Annotated in this window: 16 protein-coding genes; 9 read left to right on the forward strand and 7 right to left on the reverse strand. The window is 71.5% G+C overall.

Annotated elements, in window-relative coordinates:
* Positions 1 to 57: 57 nt before the first annotated feature.
* Positions 58 to 1698: a hypothetical protein gene (locus FE634_RS14935; protein WP_138876324.1), complete on the reverse strand. Its 1641-nt coding sequence runs from the start codon at positions 1696 to 1698 to the stop codon at positions 58 to 60.
* Between the two features lie 311 nt (positions 1699 to 2009).
* On the opposite strand from FE634_RS14935, the gene FE634_RS14940 reads away from it, so the two are divergent.
* Positions 2010 to 2987: a glycoside hydrolase family 26 protein gene (locus FE634_RS14940; RefSeq protein WP_138876325.1), complete on the forward strand. Its 978-nt coding sequence runs from the start codon at positions 2010 to 2012 to the stop codon at positions 2985 to 2987.
* 188 nt (positions 2988 to 3175) lie between these two features.
* Positions 3176 to 3970, forward strand: coding sequence for a hypothetical protein (locus tag FE634_RS14945; RefSeq protein WP_138876326.1), 795 nt, complete (start codon positions 3176 to 3178; stop codon positions 3968 to 3970).
* 87 nt (positions 3971 to 4057) lie between these two features.
* On the opposite strand, the gene FE634_RS14950 is transcribed toward FE634_RS14945, so the two are convergent.
* Positions 4058 to 7096 (reverse strand): fibrinogen-like YCDxxxxGGGW domain-containing protein, encoded by a 3039-nt coding sequence (locus tag FE634_RS14950; protein ID WP_148240736.1) that lies wholly within the window; start codon positions 7094 to 7096, stop codon positions 4058 to 4060.
* A gap of 311 nt (positions 7097 to 7407) precedes the next feature.
* Here FE634_RS14950 and FE634_RS14955 point away from each other — a divergent pair, with 311 nt between their 5' ends.
* Positions 7408 to 8664, forward strand: a complete 1257-nt coding sequence (locus FE634_RS14955) for a hypothetical protein (protein WP_148240737.1) — start codon at positions 7408 to 7410, stop codon at positions 8662 to 8664.
* A 30-nt stretch (positions 8665 to 8694) separates the two neighbouring features.
* Here the strand turns inward: FE634_RS14955 and FE634_RS14960 are convergent, their stop codons facing one another.
* Genes FE634_RS14960 through FE634_RS14970 form a run of 3 tightly spaced genes read right to left on the reverse strand, consistent with a single transcriptional unit; the run spans position 8695 to position 12737 of the window.
* Positions 8695 to 9597 (reverse strand): sulfotransferase family protein, encoded by a 903-nt coding sequence (locus FE634_RS14960; RefSeq protein ID WP_138876329.1) that lies wholly within the window; start codon positions 9595 to 9597, stop codon positions 8695 to 8697.
* Between the two features lie 10 nt (positions 9598 to 9607).
* A complete protein-coding gene (locus FE634_RS14965) occupies positions 9608 to 11179 on the reverse strand; it encodes an oligosaccharide flippase family protein (RefSeq protein WP_187366716.1) in 1572 nt (523 codons plus the stop codon).
* A gap of 1 nt (position 11180) precedes the next feature.
* On the reverse strand, positions 11181 to 12737 hold the full coding sequence (locus tag FE634_RS14970) for a Wzz/FepE/Etk N-terminal domain-containing protein (RefSeq protein ID WP_148240738.1): 1557 nt from the start codon (positions 12735 to 12737) through the stop codon (positions 11181 to 11183).
* Positions 12738 to 12835: 98 nt separating this feature from the next.
* Here FE634_RS14970 and FE634_RS14975 point away from each other — a divergent pair, with 98 nt between their 5' ends.
* Positions 12836 to 14209, forward strand: a complete 1374-nt coding sequence (locus tag FE634_RS14975) for an O-antigen ligase family protein (RefSeq protein WP_148240739.1) — start codon at positions 12836 to 12838, stop codon at positions 14207 to 14209.
* Here FE634_RS14975 and FE634_RS14980 read toward each other — a convergent pair.
* Entirely contained in the window at positions 14157 to 14693 is a 537-nt protein-coding gene (locus tag FE634_RS14980) for a serine acetyltransferase (protein ID WP_222847589.1), read from the reverse strand. The two genes, FE634_RS14975 and FE634_RS14980, sit on opposite strands and share 53 nt — an antisense overlap.
* A gap of 187 nt (positions 14694 to 14880) precedes the next feature.
* Between FE634_RS14980 and FE634_RS14985 the strand changes: the two genes are divergently transcribed.
* Both FE634_RS14985 and FE634_RS14990 read left to right on the forward strand, forming a co-directional pair.
* The gene (locus FE634_RS14985) at positions 14881 to 15789 is read left to right on the forward strand and encodes a sulfotransferase (protein WP_222847590.1); all 909 of its coding nucleotides are present in this window, start codon (positions 14881 to 14883) and stop codon (positions 15787 to 15789) included.
* A gap of 2 nt (positions 15790 to 15791) precedes the next feature.
* Positions 15792 to 16730, forward strand: a complete 939-nt coding sequence (locus FE634_RS14990) for a glycosyltransferase (RefSeq protein WP_138876336.1) — start codon at positions 15792 to 15794, stop codon at positions 16728 to 16730.
* 4 nt (positions 16731 to 16734) lie between these two features.
* Here the strand turns inward: FE634_RS14990 and FE634_RS14995 are convergent, their stop codons facing one another.
* On the reverse strand, positions 16735 to 17595 hold the full coding sequence (locus tag FE634_RS14995) for a glycosyltransferase family 2 protein (RefSeq protein WP_138876337.1): 861 nt from the start codon (positions 17593 to 17595) through the stop codon (positions 16735 to 16737).
* A 215-nt stretch (positions 17596 to 17810) separates the two neighbouring features.
* Here FE634_RS14995 and FE634_RS15000 point away from each other — a divergent pair, with 215 nt between their 5' ends.
* The 3 genes from FE634_RS15000 to FE634_RS21115 all read left to right on the forward strand — a co-directional run bounded on the left by FE634_RS15000 (position 17811) and on the right by FE634_RS21115 (position 21737).
* Positions 17811 to 19016, forward strand: a complete 1206-nt coding sequence (locus FE634_RS15000) for a Gfo/Idh/MocA family protein (protein WP_138876338.1) — start codon at positions 17811 to 17813, stop codon at positions 19014 to 19016.
* Positions 19013 to 19915: a hypothetical protein gene (locus FE634_RS15005; protein WP_222847591.1), complete on the forward strand. Its 903-nt coding sequence runs from the start codon at positions 19013 to 19015 to the stop codon at positions 19913 to 19915. Before FE634_RS15000 ends, FE634_RS15005 begins: the two co-directional genes overlap by 4 nt.
* 520 nt (positions 19916 to 20435) lie before the next feature.
* The gene (locus FE634_RS21115; RefSeq protein ID WP_187366719.1) at positions 20436 to 21737 is read left to right on the forward strand and encodes a LamG domain-containing protein; all 1302 of its coding nucleotides are present in this window, start codon (positions 20436 to 20438) and stop codon (positions 21735 to 21737) included.
* The last annotated feature ends 4 nt before the right edge of the window (positions 21738 to 21741 follow it).

The following is a 21741-nucleotide window of genomic DNA, read 5'->3' on the forward strand; positions in this document are numbered from 1 at the left end:
CGGAGCCCCGCGCGGCTCGCGGCACGCCTCTCGCGGGCGCCGCGGCCACCACCGGGGCTAGCGCGTGCCCGGCACGTCTCCGGAGAGACGCAGGTCGAAGCCGAGGTCGGAGGACGACGGTGAGTCCTGGTGCACCTCGACGGCGACGACGTTGAGCCCGGGGACGACCAGTCCCGCAGGGACGACGAAGCCCCGCCAGGCGTTCTCGGCCGTGCCGGACCGGTTGGAGGAGGCACGGGTGCTGTTGTCCACCTGCCCGCCCGGCATGTTGTCGCGGACCACCTCGACGCCGTTCAGGTAGACGACGGCGCCGTCGTCGGCCAGGAGCTCCAGTCGTGCGGCCACCGGGGTCGCGGACGCCGTGAACGCAGCACGGAAGTAGGTGGAGACGAAGCGCTGGGGTCCGAGACCGGAGCCGACCACGGTGGTCTCGTCACCGTCGCCGTACCCGAGCTGTGCGCTGCCGACGCGCCAGGCCGTGTCGTCGTGCGAGACGCCCTCCCACCCGTTCGGACGGGTGCCGTTGTCCCAGTAGCGCCACCGGGTGGTGCTGCCCACGAAGGTGGTCGACGTCGTCGGCGGGTCGCTGGTGACGGCGAACCGGACGAGGCCCTGGGCCGGCACTCCTGAGACGGCGGTGAACTCGCCGCCGGCGACCAGCACGTCGTCGCTGACCCCGATGGCGAAGACCCCCCAGAAGCTGTCGAAGCGTGGCCGGAAGGTGGGGTCGAGGACACCGGTCGCCTCGTCGGCGGCGCGGAGCTTCTGGGTCGTGTCTCCCTGGAACCCGTCGTGGAAGCCGAAGAAGACGGTGCCGTCGTGCTCCTCGACGGCCTGGATGTCGCCCATCGCCACCTGCCGCCACAATCGCGTGCCGCTGGTCGTGCTCCAGGCCGAGAGCGCGTTCTCGCCCGTGCCGCCGGCGCCGAAGAGCCGGGTGCCGGCGTCGTTGACTGCCAGCCCGAGCGTCGGGCGGGCTGCCGAGGCGAACGTCACGCCGTTCACCAACCCGGTCGTCGAGCTCACCGCGGCGACGCCGTTGCGCCCGATGCCGCTGACCGTGCTGAACTGCCCGGCCGCGTAGACCACCGCCGACGTCGGGTTCTTCACCACCGCCCACACGGCGTTGTTGGCGTTCGCGACGAAGGAGCCGTCGGTGGCCCCGGTGTCGGCCGACACCTTCGCCAGGCGGTTGCGCTGGACCCCGTTGACCAGGGTGAACGCCCCACCGAGGTAGATCCCCGTCGCATCGAGGTCGAGGGCGCGGACGTTGTCGTTGACCGCCGGCCGGAACTGCTGGTCCAGCGCCCCGGTCGCGACGGAGACCTTCGCCAGCCGCGACCGGGGCTGGCCCGCGACCTGCCCGAAGGCGCCTCCGACGTAGAGCGCGGTGCCGTCACTGACGATCGCTCGCACGGCGGCGCCGGTGTCTGCCCTCCAGGTCGTGCGCAGGGCCCCCGTCGCGACGTCGAACGCAGCGAGGTTCAGGCGTGGCTGTGTCTGACCGCCCGGACTGGTCGCCGTGGTGAAGGTGCCGCCGACGAACACGGTGTCACCAACGACCTCGACGGCGTAGACCCTGCCGTTGACCCGCCACGACGGGCTCGGCGAGGAGGCGACCTCGGTCGTCGCCGCGGCCGGCCCGGCCACCACGCCGGCGAGGACCGACGACACCGTGGTCGCGACCGCCAGCACCACCACTGCGACCTTGAGCCGACCGCCGGACCTTCTCGTCCCCATCGCGTCTCCAGCCGTCGCCACCGCAGCCCGGGACAGACCCCCTGGCACCACCAGTTGGACGGCGCCGATCAGGGACTGCTGCTCCCCACCAGCGTAGGACGAGCCGCGGGAGGGCGCAGCAGATCGAGACGTCGCGAAGGCAAAGATTCGGGTCCACGGCGTCCGGGCCGGACATCTTCGCGAGAAGTCCACGCCCGTTGGGTGCCGGCGTTAACATCGAGACGTCTCTCCCGGGTACGCCGGGCACTCACCTCGGCTCGGAGTAATCGATGCGACCCGTCCACCTGATGCGCAGTGTCGTGCTCATCGCCACCATCGCCCTGCTGGGCCTGCTCGTCGTGCCGCTGGCACCCACCGCTGCCGGTGTCGCCCCGGCTCCCGCCACGACTGCTCCCGCTGCCGCGCGCCCTACCGCCGGGTGCCCCACGGCGCCCGCCTACCGGAACGACGGCGCCAAGTTCGGCGTCCACCTCTCGACCGGCTCCACGAGCTTCGCCGACGCCTTCCGGACGAGCGAGCGCACGTTCTCCGAGATGCCCATCGTCCGTGTCTTCGACGGGAACGTGCCTCCGGCCGATGCCTGGACCAACCGGACCCCGGTGCTGGACGGGACGCCCGTGGTCACGTCGTTCCGCATGCCACCGGGCCGCGTGCTGAAGGGCGTCTTCGACAGCAGGCTCACCACGTTCTTCGAGAACGCTCCCCCCCAGCCGATCTTCTGGAACTACTTCCACGAGCCCGAGAAGGAGATCGACGTCAACCGCACCTTCACCGCCCGCAAGTTCCGTCGCGCCTTCCAGCACGTGGCTCGGCTCGCCGCCGCGGTCTGCCGACCGAACCTCTACCCCACGCTGATCCTCACGGCCTGGACGACGAACCCACTGTCGGGTCGCAACTGGCGCGACTACTACCCCGGCGACAAGTTCGTGTCGATGTTGGCGTTCGACCCCTACAACAACGCCAACGGGCGACCGACCAGCTACCCGCGGCCTGCCAGCGTCTTGGCGAACGTGGTCGAGGCGGCTCGTGCCTCCGGCAAACCCTGGGGTGTGGCCGAGATCGGCAGCGGACTGGTGCGCGGCGACTCCGGCCGGGGCCGGGCCCGCTGGCTGACCCGCACCGGCCGCTACCTCAAGTCCCACGACGTGTCCTTCGTGTGCTACTTCAACTCCCGCATCGACACCGTCGACTTCCGGCTCCTGGACCGGCCGTCGATCCGAGCCTGGCGGGCGCTGGTCGTCGGCTGACCGTCCCACCGACGGCGTCGGCAGCGCGTCCTCACGCGGGTCACGGCGGGGGCACATAGGATCGCGGAGCGGCGGGACACCGCGGCGATCCGACGACGCCAAGCGCGTCAGCGTGAAAGGCCTTACCTGTGGTGCACCTCCGACCGCTGCCCGTGCCCGGTGGCGCCGCGGCGGTCCGTGTGGTGCCGGTGCTGGCGCTTCTGATCACCACCGGCTGCGGCAGCGACGTGGTGACGCCGCCGTCCGACCTGCCCGACGCCAGCTCGTCCGCACCGCCCGGCGAGGCCAGTCCCGTCGTCCCCAGCGACCCCGACGTGCTCGTGGGGCTGAGGGCGGACGAGCCGCGCCAGCTGGGGTCGACCCCGGCCGAGGTCGAGGTGGCCACCCTCGACGGGGGCAGGCTCGAGCAGGGCCCCGGGCCCGACGGGGCCGCGGGCGGCGCCATCGACTTCCCCGACTTCACGACCGACCCGGAGTACCCGCGCGCCGTCGTGCGGTTGCAAACCGTCGCAACGGGCGACGTCAACCCCGGTTCCGCCGACCTGGTCTGGGGCGCGACCGTGAAGATCGACGCCGTCTCGAAGGGCAACGCGGTCGACAACGGGGACAACATCATCCAGCGTGGGTTGTCGAGCGACCCGGTGATCTTCAAGGCGGAGGTCGACGGGGACCGACCGGCGTGCCTGCTCCGTGGCGCTGCTGGTGAGCTGATCGTCCGAGCCGACCTGGTGATGGACCCCAGTCACTGGTACACGGTCCAGTGCCGCCGCAGCGGCGACACCCTCACCGTGTTCACCCTCGACCACGACACCGACGAGACGACCGCCCGCCAGGTGGAGGGACCGGTTGGCGCCCTCGACTTCCCCGACGCGACCGTCCCGGTGACCATCGGCGGCAAGCTCTCGCACGAGGGGGCCATCATCGCCTCGAGCACCGACCAGTTCAACGGCCTGATGAGCGAGCCCTACGTCAAGATCCTCTGACGCCGTCGACCCGGACGCCTCCGGGGAGCCGTCCGGGTGGACGACCCCCCGGGGCAACGGGTGGAGTGCTGCAGACCGCGACGAGCCTCAACCCTGGGTGGTGAGGGCGGCGTCGAGGTCGAAGGTCATGTCGCGAGTTGCGCGGAAGTTCAGGTGGGTCTCCGCCGCGATGACGTTCGTGCCGCTGACCAGGAGGTTGGTCGGAACCTCCACCACGACCGGCGCAGCGTTGGCGACGGTTGAGTTCCGCGCCGACGAGGCGTAGGTCTGGCCGGTGATCGTCCCTGCCGGCATGTTCGACCGGGCGACCTCCACGCCGTTGACGTAGACCACCACGCCGTCGTCGGCCACGGTGGTGAGCACGAGGCGCGTGACCTTCGTGGCGTCGGGAACCGTGAAGGACTTGGTGAAGTAAGCGGCGCGGGCGCGGTCGGCGGTGGTGGCGAACGTGTCGATGTTGGTGCCGAGCGGCGTCGAGCCGAACCCGAGCGTGCCGTTGCCCTGGCTCCACCCGGAGGCGTCGAAGGTGCGGGCGTTCCAGCCCGCCGGAACGGCGACGCTGGAGTAGCGCCACGCCCAGCTCGAGCCGCGCTCCACCACCGCAGACGTCACCGGCGCACCGGTCACGACGACCTCCTGGGTGACCGGGTCGCTGACGTTGCCCTGGTCGTCGGTCACGGTCAGCGTCACGGTGTAGGTGCCGGGAGCGCCGTAGGTGTGGCTGGAGAGGCGCCCGTTGCCCGTGCTCGTGTCACCGTAGTCCCAGGCGTAGCCGACAACCTGGCCGTCGCTGTCGGTGGACCCACTCGCGTCGAGGTCGACCTCCAGCTCCGTGCTGGTCGAGGAGAAGGCGGCCGTCGGCCGGACGACGCCGGCGCCGACGATGCGCACCGGCGTGCTGGCCGAGACGTTCCCGGCAGCGTCGACTGCTCGGACGAAGAAGCGTCCGTCGCCACCCAGCGGCACCGTCAACGACGTCTGGCCGGTCGTCGCGATCGTGCGGTCGTCGCGCAGGACCTGGTAGGTGACCCCGCCGCGGTCGTCGCTCGCGGCCGACCAGGAGAGCCGGACCGTGGTCGCCGTGGCGTTGCTCGAGGTCAGGCCCCCGGGAAGAGTGGGTGCCGTCGAGTCGACCATCGGGAACCGAGCGAAGCCCGCCGCGAACCCGGAGCGCCGGGTCTGGGTGCGGGCGCCCACGATGTCACCGCCCACCCAGAGGTTGTCGGCGGTGTCGGTGTCGATGGCCCAGACACCCGAGCCCAGACGCATCAGGAGGGTCGCGGTGAACTGCGGCATCATCTTGCCGGTCGACGCGTCCCAGGCCCCTACCCAGTTCATGGCGTCGGACTGGGTCCAGTCGGGGGTGATCGAGGGCCAGGTGAACTGGTTCTCGTAGGAGAAGTTGTTGCAGTGGCACCCGGCGTACAGGACGCCCTGGTCCTCGTCGATCGCCTGGATGTCGCCCTTGGGCTGCATGATGTAGCCCGCCTTGCGCACGAAGCTGGCGGCGTCGAACTGGAAGAGGCTGTGCTCTGAGCCGCCGACCCAGACGTCGTTGCCGACGGCCTTGATCGAGCGCTGGTAGTCCTTGCTGGTGCTGCTCCACGAGGGGTTCCAGGCGGGCGTCACGAGGGCGGCGCCGGCCGCCGTGGACAGGGCGGCGACCCGCTTGGCCGCCACGCCGTTGGAGGTGCTGAAGAAGCCGGAGGCGTAGACGCGGGCGCCGTCGGGGCTGTAGCTGATCGAGGACACCGTGCCGTTGAGCTTCGGGTTCCAGGCGTTGTCGGTGGTGCCGTTGCTCGTCGAGACACGTCCCATGTTCCAGGCAGCCACGGCCGAGACTCGGGTGCCCCCGGTCAGGTGGGTGAAAATCCCGCCGAGGTAGAGGTGCGACCCGCCCACCTCGAGGGTGTAGATGCTCACCGACGGGATCTCGCGGCGGTTTTCGGGCATCACCCTCCAGGTCGTGGAGTTCGCCCCGGTGGTGGGGTTGAGCGCGACCACCCCGGCGACGACCGCGCCGTTGCTCGAGGTGAAGTCACCACCGGCCACGACCTCGCCGCTGGGCAGCGTGGCCAGGGCGTGGACCTGCTCGTTGAGGACCGGCCGGAACGACGAGAGCCACTGGCCGGTCGTCACGTCGAAGGCCGCGAGGAACGGCTGGTTGACGGCGCCGGTGCCGCCCTCCTGCGTCACCCGGGCGAAGTTGCCGCCGACGTACATGGTGTTGCCGGACTGGGTGAAGGCCTGCACCTCGACCGCGCCCTCGCGCGCCGTCGACCCGGCGATGCCCGAGACCCCCCACGGGGAGTCGAGCGCGTCGTTGGCGGCAACGCGGGCCTGCGCCTGTGCCGCGGTCCCCGAGTCGGGGATGGCGGCGAAGCCCGCGTCGCCCGAGGTCACGCGCGGCCGCAGGTAGACCTGGGTGTAGGGGATCGCCCCGCCGCCGTTGTCCTTCGACCACAGGTAGGACGTGCTCGCGCTCGAGCCGGCCACACCGGACCCGAAGGCAAAACCCTGGGCGAAGCCCTGGCTCGTCTGGGGGACGTTGTTGACCCGGCGGAAGGACTGGTCGCTGCCGTAGCTGCTGGTGTTGCCACCCGAGCCGTTGACTCCGTCGAAGGACCACGCGCCGAGCGGGTGCACAGCACCGAAGGTCCACGCCCACCGGTCACGCTTGGCGAGGGTGAACCGGGACTCCTGCCACGAGGTGCCCGCGACGTTGGTGGCGCGGCGCAGCCGGATCCCGTCGGTCAGCGACTTGACCGGCTGCCCGTTGAGCAGGGCGTCGACGGCCGTGGACGGCAGCTGCGTGGTGGTGGCCGACATGGTGGCGAGGTCGGGCGACTGCAGGTCGGACTGGCGTCCTATCCCGTTGTAGTCGGTGATCCAGCCGTTGCGGCCCTTGCCCACCAGCACCCAACCGCCACCGTCGGTCGTCATGTCGCAGTAGAACTGCTGCGGGGCCTTCATGGCCGGCGTCAGGAGCCAGTAGGCGCCGTCGGCCGCGGCCGGTCGCACCTGCTTGATCTCCCAGCAGGAACCGGCAGCCTGGCTCGCACTGGTGCCCAGCGTCGCGGGGTCGGCCGGCGCAGCACTGGCCGACGGCGACACCCCCGGCAGCATGAGTGCAGCGGCAGCGGTTGCGCCCGCCAAGATGGCGTACTTGAACGATCTGAGCATCATGTGAATCCCCCCGGCGCCAGCGGCGCCGCTTCAGCTCGCGAACGAGCAGCCCCCAATATCATTCGAGACGCTACCAGGCGGCAGCACCCCCCACAGCGTTTTCGACAACCGCCACCAATGTGGGGTAGACCACCGCCGTCGCGGCACGCGTCGGGTCGGTTCCGGGCCGGCACGGGGAGGTCGGGCCGTGGGACGATGACGGCGCTCACCGCGGTACCCGCGGGTTGCCGCACGAGAGGAGCACGAGACCCATGTCGCCGATCGACCTGTTGTGCGAGCAGCTCTGGGGCCTCGCGGTCTCGCACCCCGACCTCCGGGTTACCCGTGAGGCAGCCGGTGGCGAGTGGCAGGACGTGGAACGCTACTGGCTGGTGCCAAGTGCGACCAGGGCCCGCCTGTTGCTGCCCGCCGCCGCTCGCGCCGTGACGGCAGGGGCCTGCCTCAACTACCGGGGACTGCGACCGCGGCACGTCAATCTCGCCCGCGCAGGGCTCGGCGCCGCCGCCCGGGCCGGCGCGCCGCTGTCGTTGCACACCGTGGCGGTGCAGGTGCGCAGGTCGCGGCCGACCGTGGCGGGTCGGCTGCCGCTGGCATCGGTCGGCGCGACCCTCGGGGTGGGCGAGGTCTTCGCCAGCCTGGGAGTCCGATCGGGGGCCAACCGCAAGGCCACACTGTCGCTCGTCGACTCGACCGGCGGCCCGGTCGGGTACGCGAAGGTGGGATGGAACGAGCTCACCGACGGCTTCGTCACCACCGAGAGCCGCGTGCTTCGCGCGCTGGACGGTGGCGCGAGCCAGGTCCGCACGCCGCACGTGCTGGCCGACGTCGACGTGGACGGGCACGCGGTGGTGGTCACCGAGCCGCTGCCCGAGGACGTCCGGTCCATCACCTCCACGACGCACTGGCCCACGGCCCAGGAGCTCTACGCCCTGACCCCGGTCCACCGGCGCGCGCGCCTGGCCGACACCGACCACGCCCGCGCCCTCGGACAGCGCCTCGCCGGGAGGCGGGCGGGCTCCTCCGACAGGCCGACGACGGAGCTCCTCGGACGAGCGGAGCGGCTCCTGGCCGAGCTGGGCGCGCTCCCCGGGCAGCTCCCGGTCGCGCGCCGCTGGCACGGCGACCTCACCCCGTGGAACGCCGCACGCGACCGGTCCGGCCGGTTGTGGATCTGGGACTGGGAAACTGCTGAGGACGACGTGCTGGCCGGGCTCGACGCCTTCCACTGGATGTTCAGCGTCGAGCGCCTCCGCGCCGGCTCGATGACCGGGATCGGGCTCGACGCGTGCCTGGACCGGGCGCTCCCCCACCTCGTCGCGGCGGGCCTCAGCCGGTCGCAGACCCCCGTGGTCGCGGCGGTCTACAGCGTGGTCGTCGTCGAGCGAGCCGCCACCCTCGCCGCGCTCGCCGGAGGCTGGGAGCGGGTGTGGTGCGGTGTCGACGAGCTCGACTCACTACTCGACCGGGCCCGGGCGCTCCTGGGCCGGTCGGAGCCGGCGTCGGGTTGACCCGGACGCACCGGTCGGGCCGGGATGCGGTCACGCCGGCGGCGCGGCCCACCCCAACGGACGACCGAGCCACTGCGCGAGGTCGGCGTTGAACGGCGCGTAGTAGTCGTAGAGCTCTGCTCCGGTCGCCGCGGGCAGGTCGGGGCGCCGGCTGGCGTTGAAGCGCTCCGTGGTGGGCAGGGCGTGGCGCGCGATCCCCAGGAAGTCGCAGACGGTGTCGAAGGTCCCCTGGACGTCGGCGTACATGTCCTCGCTGCGCACCACCAGGAGCTGCTCGCGGGGGAAGGCGGTGCACCAGTTCTCCAGCTGGGGCCGGTAGATGCCGCGCGCGCGGTAGCTGTACCAGTCGTGGGCCTCGCCGTGGTAGCTCGGATCGGCCCCCATCCGCTCGAGCTCGCCGGCGGTCCGCGAGGCCTCGGCGTCCAGGGCGTCGGGGAAGCTGAGCGGCTCGACGCCGTTCTGCACCCGCTCCTGCCAGTGGGAGAAGGCCCGCTCCACGGGGTCGCGGACCAGCATGATCGCGCGGGCCTCGGGGTTCACGGCCCGCGCGAGGGGGGCGATGCGGGGGTCCCAGACGTAGTACGGCGACGCCTCCCCGACGACGGGCCGGTACCCGAGTCGGCGCGTGTGCCGGGCCATCACCGTCTCGGGGTAGAAGTGCGACCGATACCAGGTCTCGCCCTTCGGGGCGCCGCCGAAGAAGTAGTCGGTGCTCTTGGTCTCGCGCGAGCGCGGGAAGAGGCCGAGGACGCCGGGGTGCATGCGCAGGTAGCGGAACAGCGACGTCGTGCCGCCCCGCTTCGCCCCGATGACGAAGTAGTCGGGAACGCCCCGTCGCGACGCCGTCGCCATGCCCGCCCCCCGCGTCAGCCCGCGCGCGGCCTGACGCACCCAGTGCGGCGAGCGGTCCTTGAGACTCCTGGACGACACCATGGGCGAGATGCTAGCGAGGACCGGGCGACGTGGAGCGGCCCCGTGACAGGCCGACCAGCTCCTGGAGCCGGAGGCGACGGCGGTCGAGGCGACAGTAGGCACCCAGGAGCACGACCGCGAGGACACCGGCGACGACCAGCTGCACCAGGCCCTGGCCCGCGACCGCCACGACGGCGAGGGCCGGCGCCGCCACCGTCGCGACGACAGCGACCAGGGTGCGCAGGATCGCGCCGGCCGCGACCGACACCCCGGCCGCGCGGCGCACCTGGAGAGCGGCGAGGACCGTGTCGAGCGCCATGCTGGCGGCCCACGTGGCGGCCGCCGCCGTGATGCCGTAGCGGGGAAGGAGCACGACGTTGCCGGTGACGTTGAACGCCACCACGAGCAGCTTGTTGAACGCGCTCCACCCGCTGCGACCGCTCATCAGCAGGAGAGCCTGGACGTTGCCGGCCGCCAGGACCACGATCGACCCGCAGCACAGCACGACGGTCGCGGGCACGCCGTCGTCGAAACCCGGGCCCAGCCACGAGAGGACCGTGGGAGCGAAGACCGCAAGCACGACGTAGACCGGGGCTCCCAGCAGCAGGATCCAGCGGGCCGTCACCCGGTAGAGCTCCTCGACGGCACCGAGCTCCTCGCGGGCCAGGAGCGCACTGAAGCGGGGCGCGACGACGATGCGCAGGGCGGTGGCGATGATGACGCCGGCGCTGACGAACCGGGACGCCGCCCCGTAGACGCCGGCCTCGGCGGAACCGAGGATCACCCCGACCAGGATCACGTCGAGCCACACGACGGTCTGCTCGAGCCCTGAGGCCAGCGTGCGGGGCAGGGCGAATCGGGCGATCCGCCCCCGGAGCTCGCGTCGCAGGACCCACCCCGACGCACCGTGCCGATCCAGCTGGCGGTGCAGGACCACGAGCGCTGCCGCCGCGCCTCCCAGCCACGGAGCCACCCAGCTGGTCACCCCGCCCAGCACGGCTCCGCCGCCGGCGGCAAGGGCGACGAGCAGCGCCGGCCGCAGCAGCGGCACCGCGACGTTGCCGATCAGGGTGAAAGGGAGGACTCCTCCCAGCCCCCGGGTGGCCGCGAGGGCCACGGTCATCAGGCTCGCCGCCGGCAGGAACCAGGCGGCGAGCGACACGCTGTCGACCACGGCCTCCGAGACCGCGCCGCCCAGGAGCAGCGGTCGAACGGCGAACCACGACGCGGTCGTGACCACCGCGGCGACGAGCGCCGGCACCAGCATCGCAAGCACCGCGGCGCGCAGGGCCGTGGGCTCGGACTGGACCAGTCGGGGCAGCAGCCACACCGCGGCCGTGTCGAGCCCCAGCTTGACCAGGCTGAGCGCGATCGTGAACACCGCGATGGTCTGGAAGACGACGCCGGCCCCGACCGCGCCGAGCTCGCGGGCGAGCAGGACGCTGAAGACGAACCCCAGGCCCGAGCTCGCCACCGCTCCGACCAGGGTCACCAGGCCGCCGCGGGCCGCCCGGCCGAGCTCACCGGTCGGCGGTGCGCCCGGACCGTCGGGGCGGACGTCGGCCGCCAGCCGGGGATCCGGCGCGCCGCCCCCCTCGGTCACCTCAGCCCTTGGTCGCGCGGCCGGCGAGGTCGCCACCCACGTCGGTGGTCACGTCGTCGGCCAGCTCCGCCGCGTCGGCGGCGAGACGCCGGTTGGTGGGAACCACCAGGCTGCCGTAGACGACGGCGTCGACAGCCTGGAGCTCGTCAGCCAGGACGCTCACCGCACGAAGCCGGGTGCCCATCCGGCTGACCACCAGCATGATGGAGTGCCCGACGCGCGCCGCGGCCAGCCGCAGCGACCGCGTGGCGTCCGCCGGGAGGTAGACCAGGGTGAGGGCGTCGTCGTTCGCGGGGTTGGCCAGCAGCTCGCCGAGGGCGGCCGCCGAGGCACCCCCCTCGTCGGTCGAGTCGGGAACCCGGACGACCAGCTCGGGGACGCGGGCCGACTGCCACGACGACCAGCCCTTCACCGCGGCGTCCTTGGTCGCCGGCACCCGCTTCAGCTTGAGCTGGACCTTCATGGTGTTCATCAGGTCGACCGTGCGGCCGGTGTGCACGAGCTCGACCGCACGGCCGGACTCGGCGAAGGTGAGTGCCAGGTTGACCCCGACGTCGGAGGGCTGCCCCGACGTCGTGAGGTCGATGAGCGCGAGCACGGACCGATCCGGAACGGCGGCCAGGAGTCGCTCACGCAGGCTCTGGAAGGCGTCGTGGTCGGGCCCGGTGACGGGGATCGTCGCCTTCGAGCCGGACAGCGTGGCGAGGACGATGCCACCGCCGCTGGCCTGCAACCGCTCCACGGAGTACACGCGGCGGTCCAGTCGGTTGGCCAGCAGGGCGAGGATCAGACCCAGGATGAAGCCGACCGCGGCCCCGGTCGCCAGGGTCACGTCACGAGCCGGGGTCACGACGGCGCCGTTGTCGCCGGCACTGCTCACCACCTCGCCCCCGCTGGTGTCGACGCCTCGCAGACCGTTGATCTCCTCCACCAGGGCGGGGAGCTGCAGGTTGATCAGCTCCGCGTCGCTTGCGGCCTGGATGGCCGCCGGGGTGCCCGGCTCGGCGTTCGACCGCAGCGTGTTCGCCTCGATCAGCTGCGCCCGGAGGTCGGCCCGGTCGGCCTCGAGCCGGTCGGTCGCCGCCGAGATCTTCGCCTGGGCCGATCCTGAGCGCTCGTCGAGGTAGGCCTGGGCGATGGCGTCCGCGCCGGCGACGGCGTCGCCGAGGTTGGGCGCGGAGAAGGAGATCCGCACGATGGTGGAGAGCGGGAGGATCTCGACGGTGGTGCGACCGCGCAGCCGACTGCCGGCCACGTCGGAGCCCATGGCCTGCGCGGCGTCGTCGAGCACGGCGGAGGACCGCGCCAGCTGGGCCTCGGTCTGGGTGTCGATGAGGGTGGAGGCGGCCCGCTGGTTGCTGAAGAGCTGGTCGGAGACCACGTTGAGGTTGACGACCGACGTCGCGGTGACCTCACTCGGGCGCAGCTGGAGGTACGCCGCCGCCACGATCACGCCGAGAACCGTGACCACGACCACCACCTGCCACCGCCGACGAAGGGTCCGCAGGTAGCTGCCGAGCTCGAAGGACGAGGTCTCGACGGCAGCTGGTGTGGTCAATGGGTCCCCCAAGCAGACGAGACGACACGGAAGCGCGTGTCGCCCGCCTAGGATAGCCAGCGTCCCCCCCGCTCCAGACAGAACGTCTCCCCGCCCCCATGACGCTCACGACCGACCTGCCCGGCAGCCGCCCCGGCGACGACCGGTCGACGCCGCCTCCGCCGCTCGGCGCCCGCCTGCCCGCGTGGCCGCTCGTGGCAATGTTCGTGCCGTTCCCGCTGTGGTGGTTCCTCGGCCTCGCGGACCTGGTGTGGGTCGTGCTCGCCGTGCCCATGGCGGCCTACCTCGGGGCGCAGCGCCGCGTCCTGGTACCGGTCGGCTTCGGGCTCTGGCTGGTCTTCCTGTTGTTCGTGGCGGCTTCCGCGACCCGGGTCGAACCGACGTTCGGCAACCTGGTCGAGTACGGGTACCGGTCGTCGGTCTACCTGGCCTGCACCGTCGTGCTGGTCTACGTGTTCAACGCGCGGCACCGCATCGGTGAGCGACTCGTCGGCGGGTCCCTGAGCGCCTACTGGCTCACGACGGTCGCCGGTGGCTACCTCGGGGTGCTCCACCCGGAGGGCGAGCTGCGCACCCCGCTGTACCACGTGCTCAGCCAGGTCGGGGGTGGCCTTCTGTCGAACGACCTGGTCAACCACATGGTGGTGCGCCGGTTCACCCAGTACTCGCCCACCTCGTTCCTCGACATCGCGCCGCGGCCGAGCGCTCCGTTCCTCTTCACCAACAACTGGGGCAGCGTCTACTCGCTGGTCCTCCCGGTCGTCGTGGCCTACCTGCTCGGCGCGCGACACCGCGGTCCCTGGTGGTGGCTGCTGGCGGTCTCGGTGCCGGCCTCCCTCGTGCCCGCCTTCCTGACCCTGAACCGCGGGATGTTCATCGGGCTCGGCCTGGCGATGGCCTACTGCGCTCTCCGCCTGGCCCTGCAGGGCAGGGTGAGGGCGCTCCTCGCGCTCTTCGTGATCGGCGTCGTCGCCGCCGGCGTGTTCCTCGCGCTCCCGGTGCAGGAGCGGCTGGACACCCGCCTCCAGGCCGACGGCACCTCGACGCGCGCCTCGCTCTACGACCGCTCCCTCGAGGCCGTCCCGGGCTCGCCGTGGGTCGGCTACGGCCTGCCCATCCCGTCGGAGAATCCCAACGAGCCGGCCATCGGGACCCAGGGCCAGTTCTGGATGATCCTGGTGTCGAACGGCGTCATCGCCACGGCCGCCTTCATCCTGTTCTTCCTGTGGGCCTTCGTCGTCTCGATGAGACGCACCGACGCGATGGGACTCTCGCTGAACGCGATGATGCTCGTCAGCGTCGTCGAGCTCGCCTACTACGGTGTGGTCCCGTACGGCCTGCCAGTGATGGTCGTGGGCGCCGCGGTGCTCCTGCGCTCGCCCGCAGCCCTGCCGGGCACCGGCCCCACACCTGGCCCCGTCACCGGCCCGGACGACCCGGTTCCTGACGGGGTGCCGGGCGCGACTCGATGATGGTCGGACTGTAGGCAACCCCGTGCGCGGGCACGTCCTTGACCACGACGGCACCCGCGCCGATCTTGGCGTGGTCGCCGACGGTGACGGCCCCGATGACGGTGGCTCCAGCGCCGAGCTCGACACCGCGCCCGATGACCGGGCAGTCGTCGGTCGAGCGTCGGTTGCCGAGCGTGACCGACTGCCGGATCATCACGTCCTCACCGATGACCACGTGGGGGTTGATCACCACCCCGATCCCGTGCTGGAGGCTGAGTCCGGCGCCGATGCGGGTGGCCACGGGGATCTCGACCCCGAGCACCCACTCGGTGAGCAGCTTGTACCAGGTCACCACGACCAGGTAGGACAGTCGCCAGAGCAGGCCCTTGCGCGAGCGGAACAGCTGGGCGGTCCGGAAGGCCGTCAGCACGAGGATGCTCTTGGGGGCGCCACGGTTGGCCGCCCGGTCGCGCCGACACAGGACACGCCACTCGTCCACCGTCACGTGTCGCTCCTTCGTCGGGTCTCGCGATCGCGGATCCTTGCTCGCAACCTCCGATATCCTCACCGAGTCCCGCACGTCCCACAAGCGGTGGTTGTCGACCCCCGGGGCGCCGGGGCACGACGAGGACTCGAGAAGGAGGTGCAGGACTGTGGGCACCTCACCGTCCTCGAGGCGGGACCGACCCGCCGTGCTCTACATCGGGGGGTCCGGTCGCAGCGGCTCGACGCTCCTGGAGAGCCTGCTCGGCGAGATGCCCGGCGTCGTGGTCCTCGGCGAGGTGGCGCACCTGTGGGAGCGCGGTGTCCGCCTCGACGAGCTCTGCGCGTGCGGCGAGCACTTCAGCGCGTGCCCGTTCTGGAGCGAGGTCGGTGAGCTGGCGTTCGGTGGGTGGTCCCACGTCGACCTCGATCGCGTCACCTTCCTGAAGGACGCCGTCGACCGCCAGCGACGCATGCTCAGGACGGCGCGACGGCGCGCGGCGCCGGAGGTCCACGACCTCGCCCAGGAGTACGCGGCCCTCTTCGTGAGCATCTACCGGGCGGCCCGCGAGATCAGTGGCGCCCGGGTGGTCATCGACTCGAGCAAGGTCGCCCCCACCGCCCTGGCGTTGAGCCACCACGACGAGCTCGACCTGCGGGTCCTGCACATCGTGCGCGACAGCCGTGGGGTGGCCTTCAGCTGGTCGAAGCACGTGGCGCGACCAGAGACCGGCGGCACCGAGGACATGCCCCGCCTCACCGGACGACAGAGCACCCAGCTCTGGCTCTCGCACAACCTCGCGCTCTCGGCGGTGGCCCACCGAGGGGTGCCCCTCGCGAGGATCAGGTACGAGGACCTGCTTCACGACGTGTCCGGCACCATCGACGCGGTGTGGCGGCGCCTAGACCTCCCGCCCCCAGCGGTGCTCCCGATGCTCGACGAGCACACCGTCGAGCTGCACCCCACGCACTCGGTGGCCGGCAACCCGATGCGGTTCAGGACCGGGACGACCCGCCTGCAGCCCGACACCGAGTGGCGGGAGGCGATGGGCACTCGCGAACGCAGGATCGTCACTGCCATGAGCCTGCCGCTGCTCAAGTACTACGGGTACGTCTGACCATGGGCAGGACGATGCTGGTGGCCTCCCCCGGTGGCCACCTCGACGAGCTGAGGATCATGGTCGACCTCCTCCACCTCGACACCAGCGACCTCTTCTGGGTGACGGGTCGGACGCCGCAGACCGAGTCCCTCCTCGAGGGCATGGCGGTCGAGTGGATCCCCCGCGTGGGGTCCGGCGAGATCCGCAAGGCCGCCCTCGGGCTGCCCGCGGCACTGCGGCTGCACCGGCGGGTCCGACCCGACCTGCTGGTCAGCACCGGTGCGCTGTTCTCCTCGCCGCACCTGGTGGCGGCCACGCTCCTGGGGTGCACGACCTGGTTCATCGACAGCGCGACCCGGGTCAAGGCTCCGTCGCGCACCGGCGCGTTCGCCGCCCGCTTCACCCGGGCCGAGCTGTTCGTCCAGGGAGCCGGGTGGGGGGACCCCCGCTGGACCTGCGTGCCGAGCGTCTTCGACGCCTTCGAGGTGGGGCCGACCGACGACCCGGTCGGCCTCGGCGACCTGCACACGGCGACCGTGTCGCTCGGCACCGAGCTCTGGCCCTTCCGCCGCGCCGTCGACGCGGTGCTCGGGCGGCTCGGCGACCTCGACCTCGACCTCACCTGGCAGACCGGTGTCACCGAGGTCGTGCACCACGGCGCGCTGCTGCCCCAGTGGCAGCCGGCGTCCCAGCTGCACCGCGCCTTCGGCGCCTCCGACGTCGTGATCACCCACGCCGGCGTCGGCTCGGTGCTGTCGGTGCTGGCCCAGGGCCGGGTCCCGCTGATCCTCCCGCGCGTCTCGTCGCACGAGGAGATGATCGATGACCACCAGGTCGAGTTCGCCGAGATGATCGCCGAGCTCGGTCTCGCCGTGGTCGTCGACCCCGACGACCTGACCGCCGACCACGTGGTCCGCGCCGCGAACCTGCGCGCGCGGCGGGTACCTCCCGCCGAGTGACGGCTCAGATGCCCTTGCCCAGGCGTTGGACGACCCGCACCACGAGGCCGGCTGACAGCACGCGGCAGGCGATGCCGAGCGCCAGCCACGCCTTGACCTGTGTGGGGTTGCTGCGCACGGCCCGCCACACCCACGAGCGGGCGACCGCTCGGTCGCCGTTCGCGGCGCGGGCGAAGGCGATCTGGCTGGCGATCCGACCGAGCGCGACGCGATCCGCACTGAAGCCCTCGTGGGTCCGCAACAGGTACTCCAGCCCCTCGGCGTAGGCGCCCCACCGTCCGAAGAAGTAGGAGCTCTGGGACCACGTCACCCGCACCAGCGACGCGTTCACCACCTCGATCGGAGCGAGGAGGGCGGTCCGCAGCAGGAGGTCGTAGTCCTCGCCGTAGCTGCCGGGGAGCGCCTCGTCGACCATGCCGAGGGGGTCGCGCAACGGTGCGGTGCGGAACACGAAGGTGCTCGAGTGCAGCCCGGGCATCCGGTCCCGCAACAGGTCGGCGTGGGTGACCTGACTCGTCGGCACCAGCCGCTCGTGGGTGTGCTCGCCGTCGTCGAGGGACATCGCCGTCCCGACCAGGACGGCCGATGGGGACTGCTCGAAACGGTCCATCTGCCGGCCCAGCTTGGCCGGCAGCCAGGTGTCGTCGTCGTCGAGGAAGGCCACGAAGTCGTGGCTCGCGCCCAGGATGCCGGTGTTGCGCGCCCCGGCCAAACCGCGGGTCCTCGTGTTGGTCACGACCCGGACGGCACGACTCGGGCCGTGCTCGACCTCGGGGAGGAACGGCTCGCAGGCGTCGAAGACGACGATCACCTCGATCGCACCGTCGTAGTCCTGGTCGAGGACGCTCTGCACGGCCCTGCGCATCAGCTCCGGACGGTTGTGCGTGGGAACGACAGCGGTGACCGACGGCCTGGGTGACACGGGCAACCTCCGTGGGCGATGACGCGGTCCCCGAGCGTAACGGTGCGGGCGGACCGGCGCCGGGCTGCGGGGCGGGTTGCTGTCGCGACGACCTCGACCCCGACTAGTGTTCCTCACTGAGCGCTCCACCTCTGGCGCTCCCGAACCGGAGGGCTCCCGTGCTACGAATCGCAGTCGTCGGCGTCGGCAAGATGGGTCTGTCGCACCTGTCGATCCTCGGCGCCCACCCCGACGTGACGATCGCCGCCATGTGTGACACGAGCGGCTACGTCCTCGACGTGCTCGCCAAGTACACCGGCATGCACGCCGCCAGCGACTACCAGAAGATGCTCGACGCCGTCCCGCTCGACGCGGTCGTCATCGCGACGCCGACCAAGGCGCACTACCCGATGGTCCGCGCGGCGCTCGAGCGCGGGCTGCACGTGTTCTGCGAGAAACCCTTGACGCTGAGCTCCGAGGAGTCCACGGCCCTAGCCGGGCTCGCGGCCGAGAAGGGTCTGGTCGCCCAGGTCGGCTACCACAACCGGTTCGTCGGTGCCTTCGCCGAGGCCCGGCGGCTCCTCGACCTCGGTGCCATCGGCCGGGTGACCCACGCGACGGCCGAGGCGTACGGTCCCGTCGTCCTGAAGACCAAGGGAGGCACCTGGCGCTCGCAGCGCTCCGAGGGCGGCGGCTGCCTGTACGACTACGCGGCCCACCCCCTCGACCTCCTCACCTGGTACCTCGGAACCCCCCGGCGCGTGGGCGGCACCCACCTTGGCAAGATCTTCTCCACCGCGACCGAGGACGAGGTCTACTCGACCCTCTTCTACGACGACGGCTCGACAGCCCAGCTGTCGGTCAACTGGTCCGACGAGTCGTACCGGAAGATGTCGACCCGCATCACCCTGTCCGGGACGCACGGCCGAATCACCGTCGACCGTCAGGAGTGTCAGGTCTACCTGCGCGACACCCAGCCGGCCCCCGATGGCTACCAGCACGGGTGGAACGTGAAGTACACGACTGAGCTCACCGCTCCGGTGTGGTTCTACCTGAGGGGCGAGGAGTACAGCGCCGAGCTCGACTACTTCGTCCGCTCGGTCTCCGGGACGCTTCGCGACGACGAGCCGACGACCCAGAACTCCTTCGAGACCGCGGCCGTCACCGACCGAGTCATCGAGCTCCTCATCAGCGACGCCGAGCAACCGGGCTCCGGCGCCGACGACGCCCTCGGCCAACCCGCCCGACGCCCGTCGGCGGCCGTCCAGCGTCGACAGCGGCTGGCTGTTGGGTCGGCCCGGGCCCGTGCGCTCCTCGTCCACACCGTCGCGTCCGGGCGCGCCCGCATCGCCCGGGCACGGTCCACCCGAAAGGCCGCCCGATGACCACTGCCGCCAACGACCACGTGATGGATCGCCTGCTCTTCGGCGACAACCAGTTCTTCGGGGTCAACCACATGTCGGAGGAGAAGGCGCGTGCGCAGGCCATGCGCTTCCAGGACTTCGAGTCCGTGATGGGGGTGCTGGACAGCGCGCAGGCCGAGGGCATCAAGACCTTCATGTGCACCACGCACGAGCGCGTGGCCCAGATAGTCGACCGTGTCCAGGAGCGACCTGACGACTACCGGGACTTCGTCTTCTACCCGTGCATGCCCTATGCCCACAAGTACGCCAACGCCGTGACCGAGCACGGCCCGTTGGAGGCCGTGCGTCGACTCCTTCCTGACGAGGGACTGGTGTCCACGGCCCTGCGCGGCGGGAGGGCGCTGGCAACCAAGGACATCGAGGGCCTCGTGACGATGCTCGTCGACGCCGAGATGGCCATGTTCCGAGGCGTCACGACGCCCGTCATCTTCCTCCAGAACGTCGTGGTGGACCTGCTGCTCGGACTCGGCTTCGACGAGGCCTTCGCGATCTTCGCCCGACACGTCCGCGCTCGCTACGGCGCGGAGCCGGGCTTCATCACGATGAACCTCCCCCGGCTGCTGGACGCCCTCGACCGCGTCGAGGTGCGCAACCCGATCGTCTGCAGCAACATGAACAAGCTCGGGTTCCGGATGTGCGGCGGGATCGAGGCCTACCGTGAGGCACTGGACGAGCGCGAGTTCCGGGCGGTCGCGATGTCGGTCTACGCCTCGGGCGCCCTGCGCCCGGAGGAGGCCTTCGAGTGGATCGCCCAATTCCCGAAGATCGAGTCGGTCGTCTTCGGCGCCTCGAGCGCGGCCAACATCCGCGGCACCCGCCTCGTGGTCGACGAGGTCTGGCTCCCGCGCCTGGCCACCTGAGGCCGAGCCGCCACCTCGACCTCGACACAGGTGTCCCAGCAGTCCCGACAGTCCCAAGGGCCACGCGTTCGCCTTATTTTGCCTCGCCGAGCATGATCTCGGCGCCCGGGCCGGCTACCGTCGTGTCATCACCTGATGCGTATTGGCCCCCGTCCTCCGGGTACGTACGGATCAGCTGAATCGCAACCGCGGTGCATCCACCCTTCAGTCATCCCCCCCGGGTGCCGAAGAACCAGACGCGCCGACCCCCCGGTGGCGGGCCACTGATGGTCGACTCGGAGCCAACGCTCCGACTCGCCCTCCTTGGTCGCACTGTCTCTCCCCCCGAGATTGAGGACCGTTCGTGCTTGAGACTCTCCCCGACCCATCCCCCCGTACCACCCTCCCCCGCCTGGCCTCCCGAGCCGTGCTCGCCGCAGCCACGGCTGCGGCCCTCGTGACCTCCACCGTCACCGTCGGCGCGACGGCTCAGGAGCCGGCCGGTCACACCCCTGCCCGGGTCGGCTCCGACCGTGGCTCGGTGAGCCAGACCGAGTTCGACCGGCTTCGGCCTGGCCTGAGCCGCCGGGAGGTGCGCGCCATCACCTCCGCCCGAGGCGCGGTCGTCGCCCGCTGGGACAAGGACCGCCGCCGCAACCACCGCGCGCTCTACGCGAGCGACGCACGGGAGTCGTCGGTCGAGATCGACTTCCACAAGCGCGGCGGCGCTCCGTGGCGGACCAGCGCCATCCGGTGGATCCCGGCTGCCGACGCCGAAGGCACGGTGTCGCGCGCCGAGTTCGCCAGGCTCAAGCCCGGCCTGACCCACCGCCAGGTCTACGCCGTCACGGCCGCGGCCGGCGTGCTGAGCTCGAGCACCACGCAGGGCAACTACCTGGTGCGCAACTACCGGTACTCCACCGATGTCGCCGGCGCCTCCGTGGCCATCCGGTACCGCAACCTCGCCGGCGAGCCCTGGAAGGTGGGTGCGGTGACGTGGGTCCCCGCGAGCGGCAGCCCCACGCCGCCCCCCGTCCCGCCGACCCCGCCCGCTCCTCCGACCCCGCCGACGCCGCCCGCCCCGGGTGAGCCGCCGGTGCCGTCCGGCGGACATGGCGGCACCAACGGCTGGCGCATCGTCCAGGACGTCGACCTGACCCGTGAGCCGACCGGCACCGCGTACACCACCGGCGTCAGGAACACCGACCAGAGCTACAACCGGCGCGACAACGCCGTCTGGGACTCCCGCGGCCTGACCGTCACCGCGACCCGTGAGACGGAGGGCGCCCGCATCTACTCGGCCGACGTCCAGATGCGCGGCGTCCGCATGCCCGACACGTTCGCGCTCGAGGCCGACGTCACCCTGGTCGGGCTTGGCTCGGGCATGTTCCCGTCGCTGTGGGCCCGCCCGTCGGGCGAGGGCCAGGGAGAGCTCGACTTCTTCGAGTACTGCGGCTCGCAGATCGGCAAGAAGCTGGAGATGAAGTCGACGATGATCCGGACCGGATCGCTGGGCTCAGGCTACAACTTGGGCCAGGCGATGGTCGGTCTCCCCAAGGCCGCCTTCGGCAACCGCTTCGACGGACGGCACCTGTGGCGCTTCGAGAAGACTGCCCAGGCACTCACCATCTGGGTCGACGGCCGGCTGGTCGACCAGATCACCAAGGCCGCCTACGAGTCCGACGCCGGTGCGGGGCAGTGGGACGCGCTGGCCGACAACTGGTATCCGCGCGTGACGTTCCAGGTCGGCGACGGCGCCGGGGCGAAGCTGGGCGGCCCGATCCCGCCGGCCTGGCGCACCTCCACCATGACCGTGTCCGCGCTGCGGGTCTACGGGCGCTGAGCGA

The sequence above is a fragment of the Nocardioides sp. S-1144 genome, from assembly GCF_005954645.2.
GTDB classification, from domain to species: domain Bacteria; phylum Actinomycetota; class Actinomycetes; order Propionibacteriales; family Nocardioidaceae; genus Nocardioides; species Nocardioides dongxiaopingii.

Bases quoted from the DNA above. Each gene is read 5' to 3' on its own strand.
- FE634_RS14960 (WP_138876329.1), bottom strand. From the start codon at position 9,597: ATGGTGTCGTCCAGGAGTCTCAAGGACCGCTCGCCGCACTGGGTGCGT.
- FE634_RS14955 (WP_148240737.1), top strand. From the start codon at position 7,408: ATGTCGCCGATCGACCTGTTGTGCGAGCAGCTCTGGGGCCTCGCGGTC.
- FE634_RS15005 (WP_222847591.1), top strand. From the start codon at position 19,013: ATGACCACTGCCGCCAACGACCACGTGATGGATCGCCTGCTCTTCGGC.
- FE634_RS14975 (WP_148240739.1), top strand. From the start codon at position 12,836: ATGACGCTCACGACCGACCTGCCCGGCAGCCGCCCCGGCGACGACCGG.
- FE634_RS14990 (WP_138876336.1), top strand. From the start codon at position 15,792: ATGGGCAGGACGATGCTGGTGGCCTCCCCCGGTGGCCACCTCGACGAG.
- FE634_RS14995 (WP_138876337.1), bottom strand. From the start codon at position 17,595: ATGCGCAGGGCCGTGCAGAGCGTCCTCGACCAGGACTACGACGGTGCG.
- FE634_RS14940 (WP_138876325.1), top strand. From the start codon at position 2,010: ATGCGACCCGTCCACCTGATGCGCAGTGTCGTGCTCATCGCCACCATC.
- FE634_RS14950 (WP_148240736.1), bottom strand. From the start codon at position 7,096: ATGCTGCCGGGGGTGTCGCCGTCGGCCAGTGCTGCGCCGGCCGACCCC.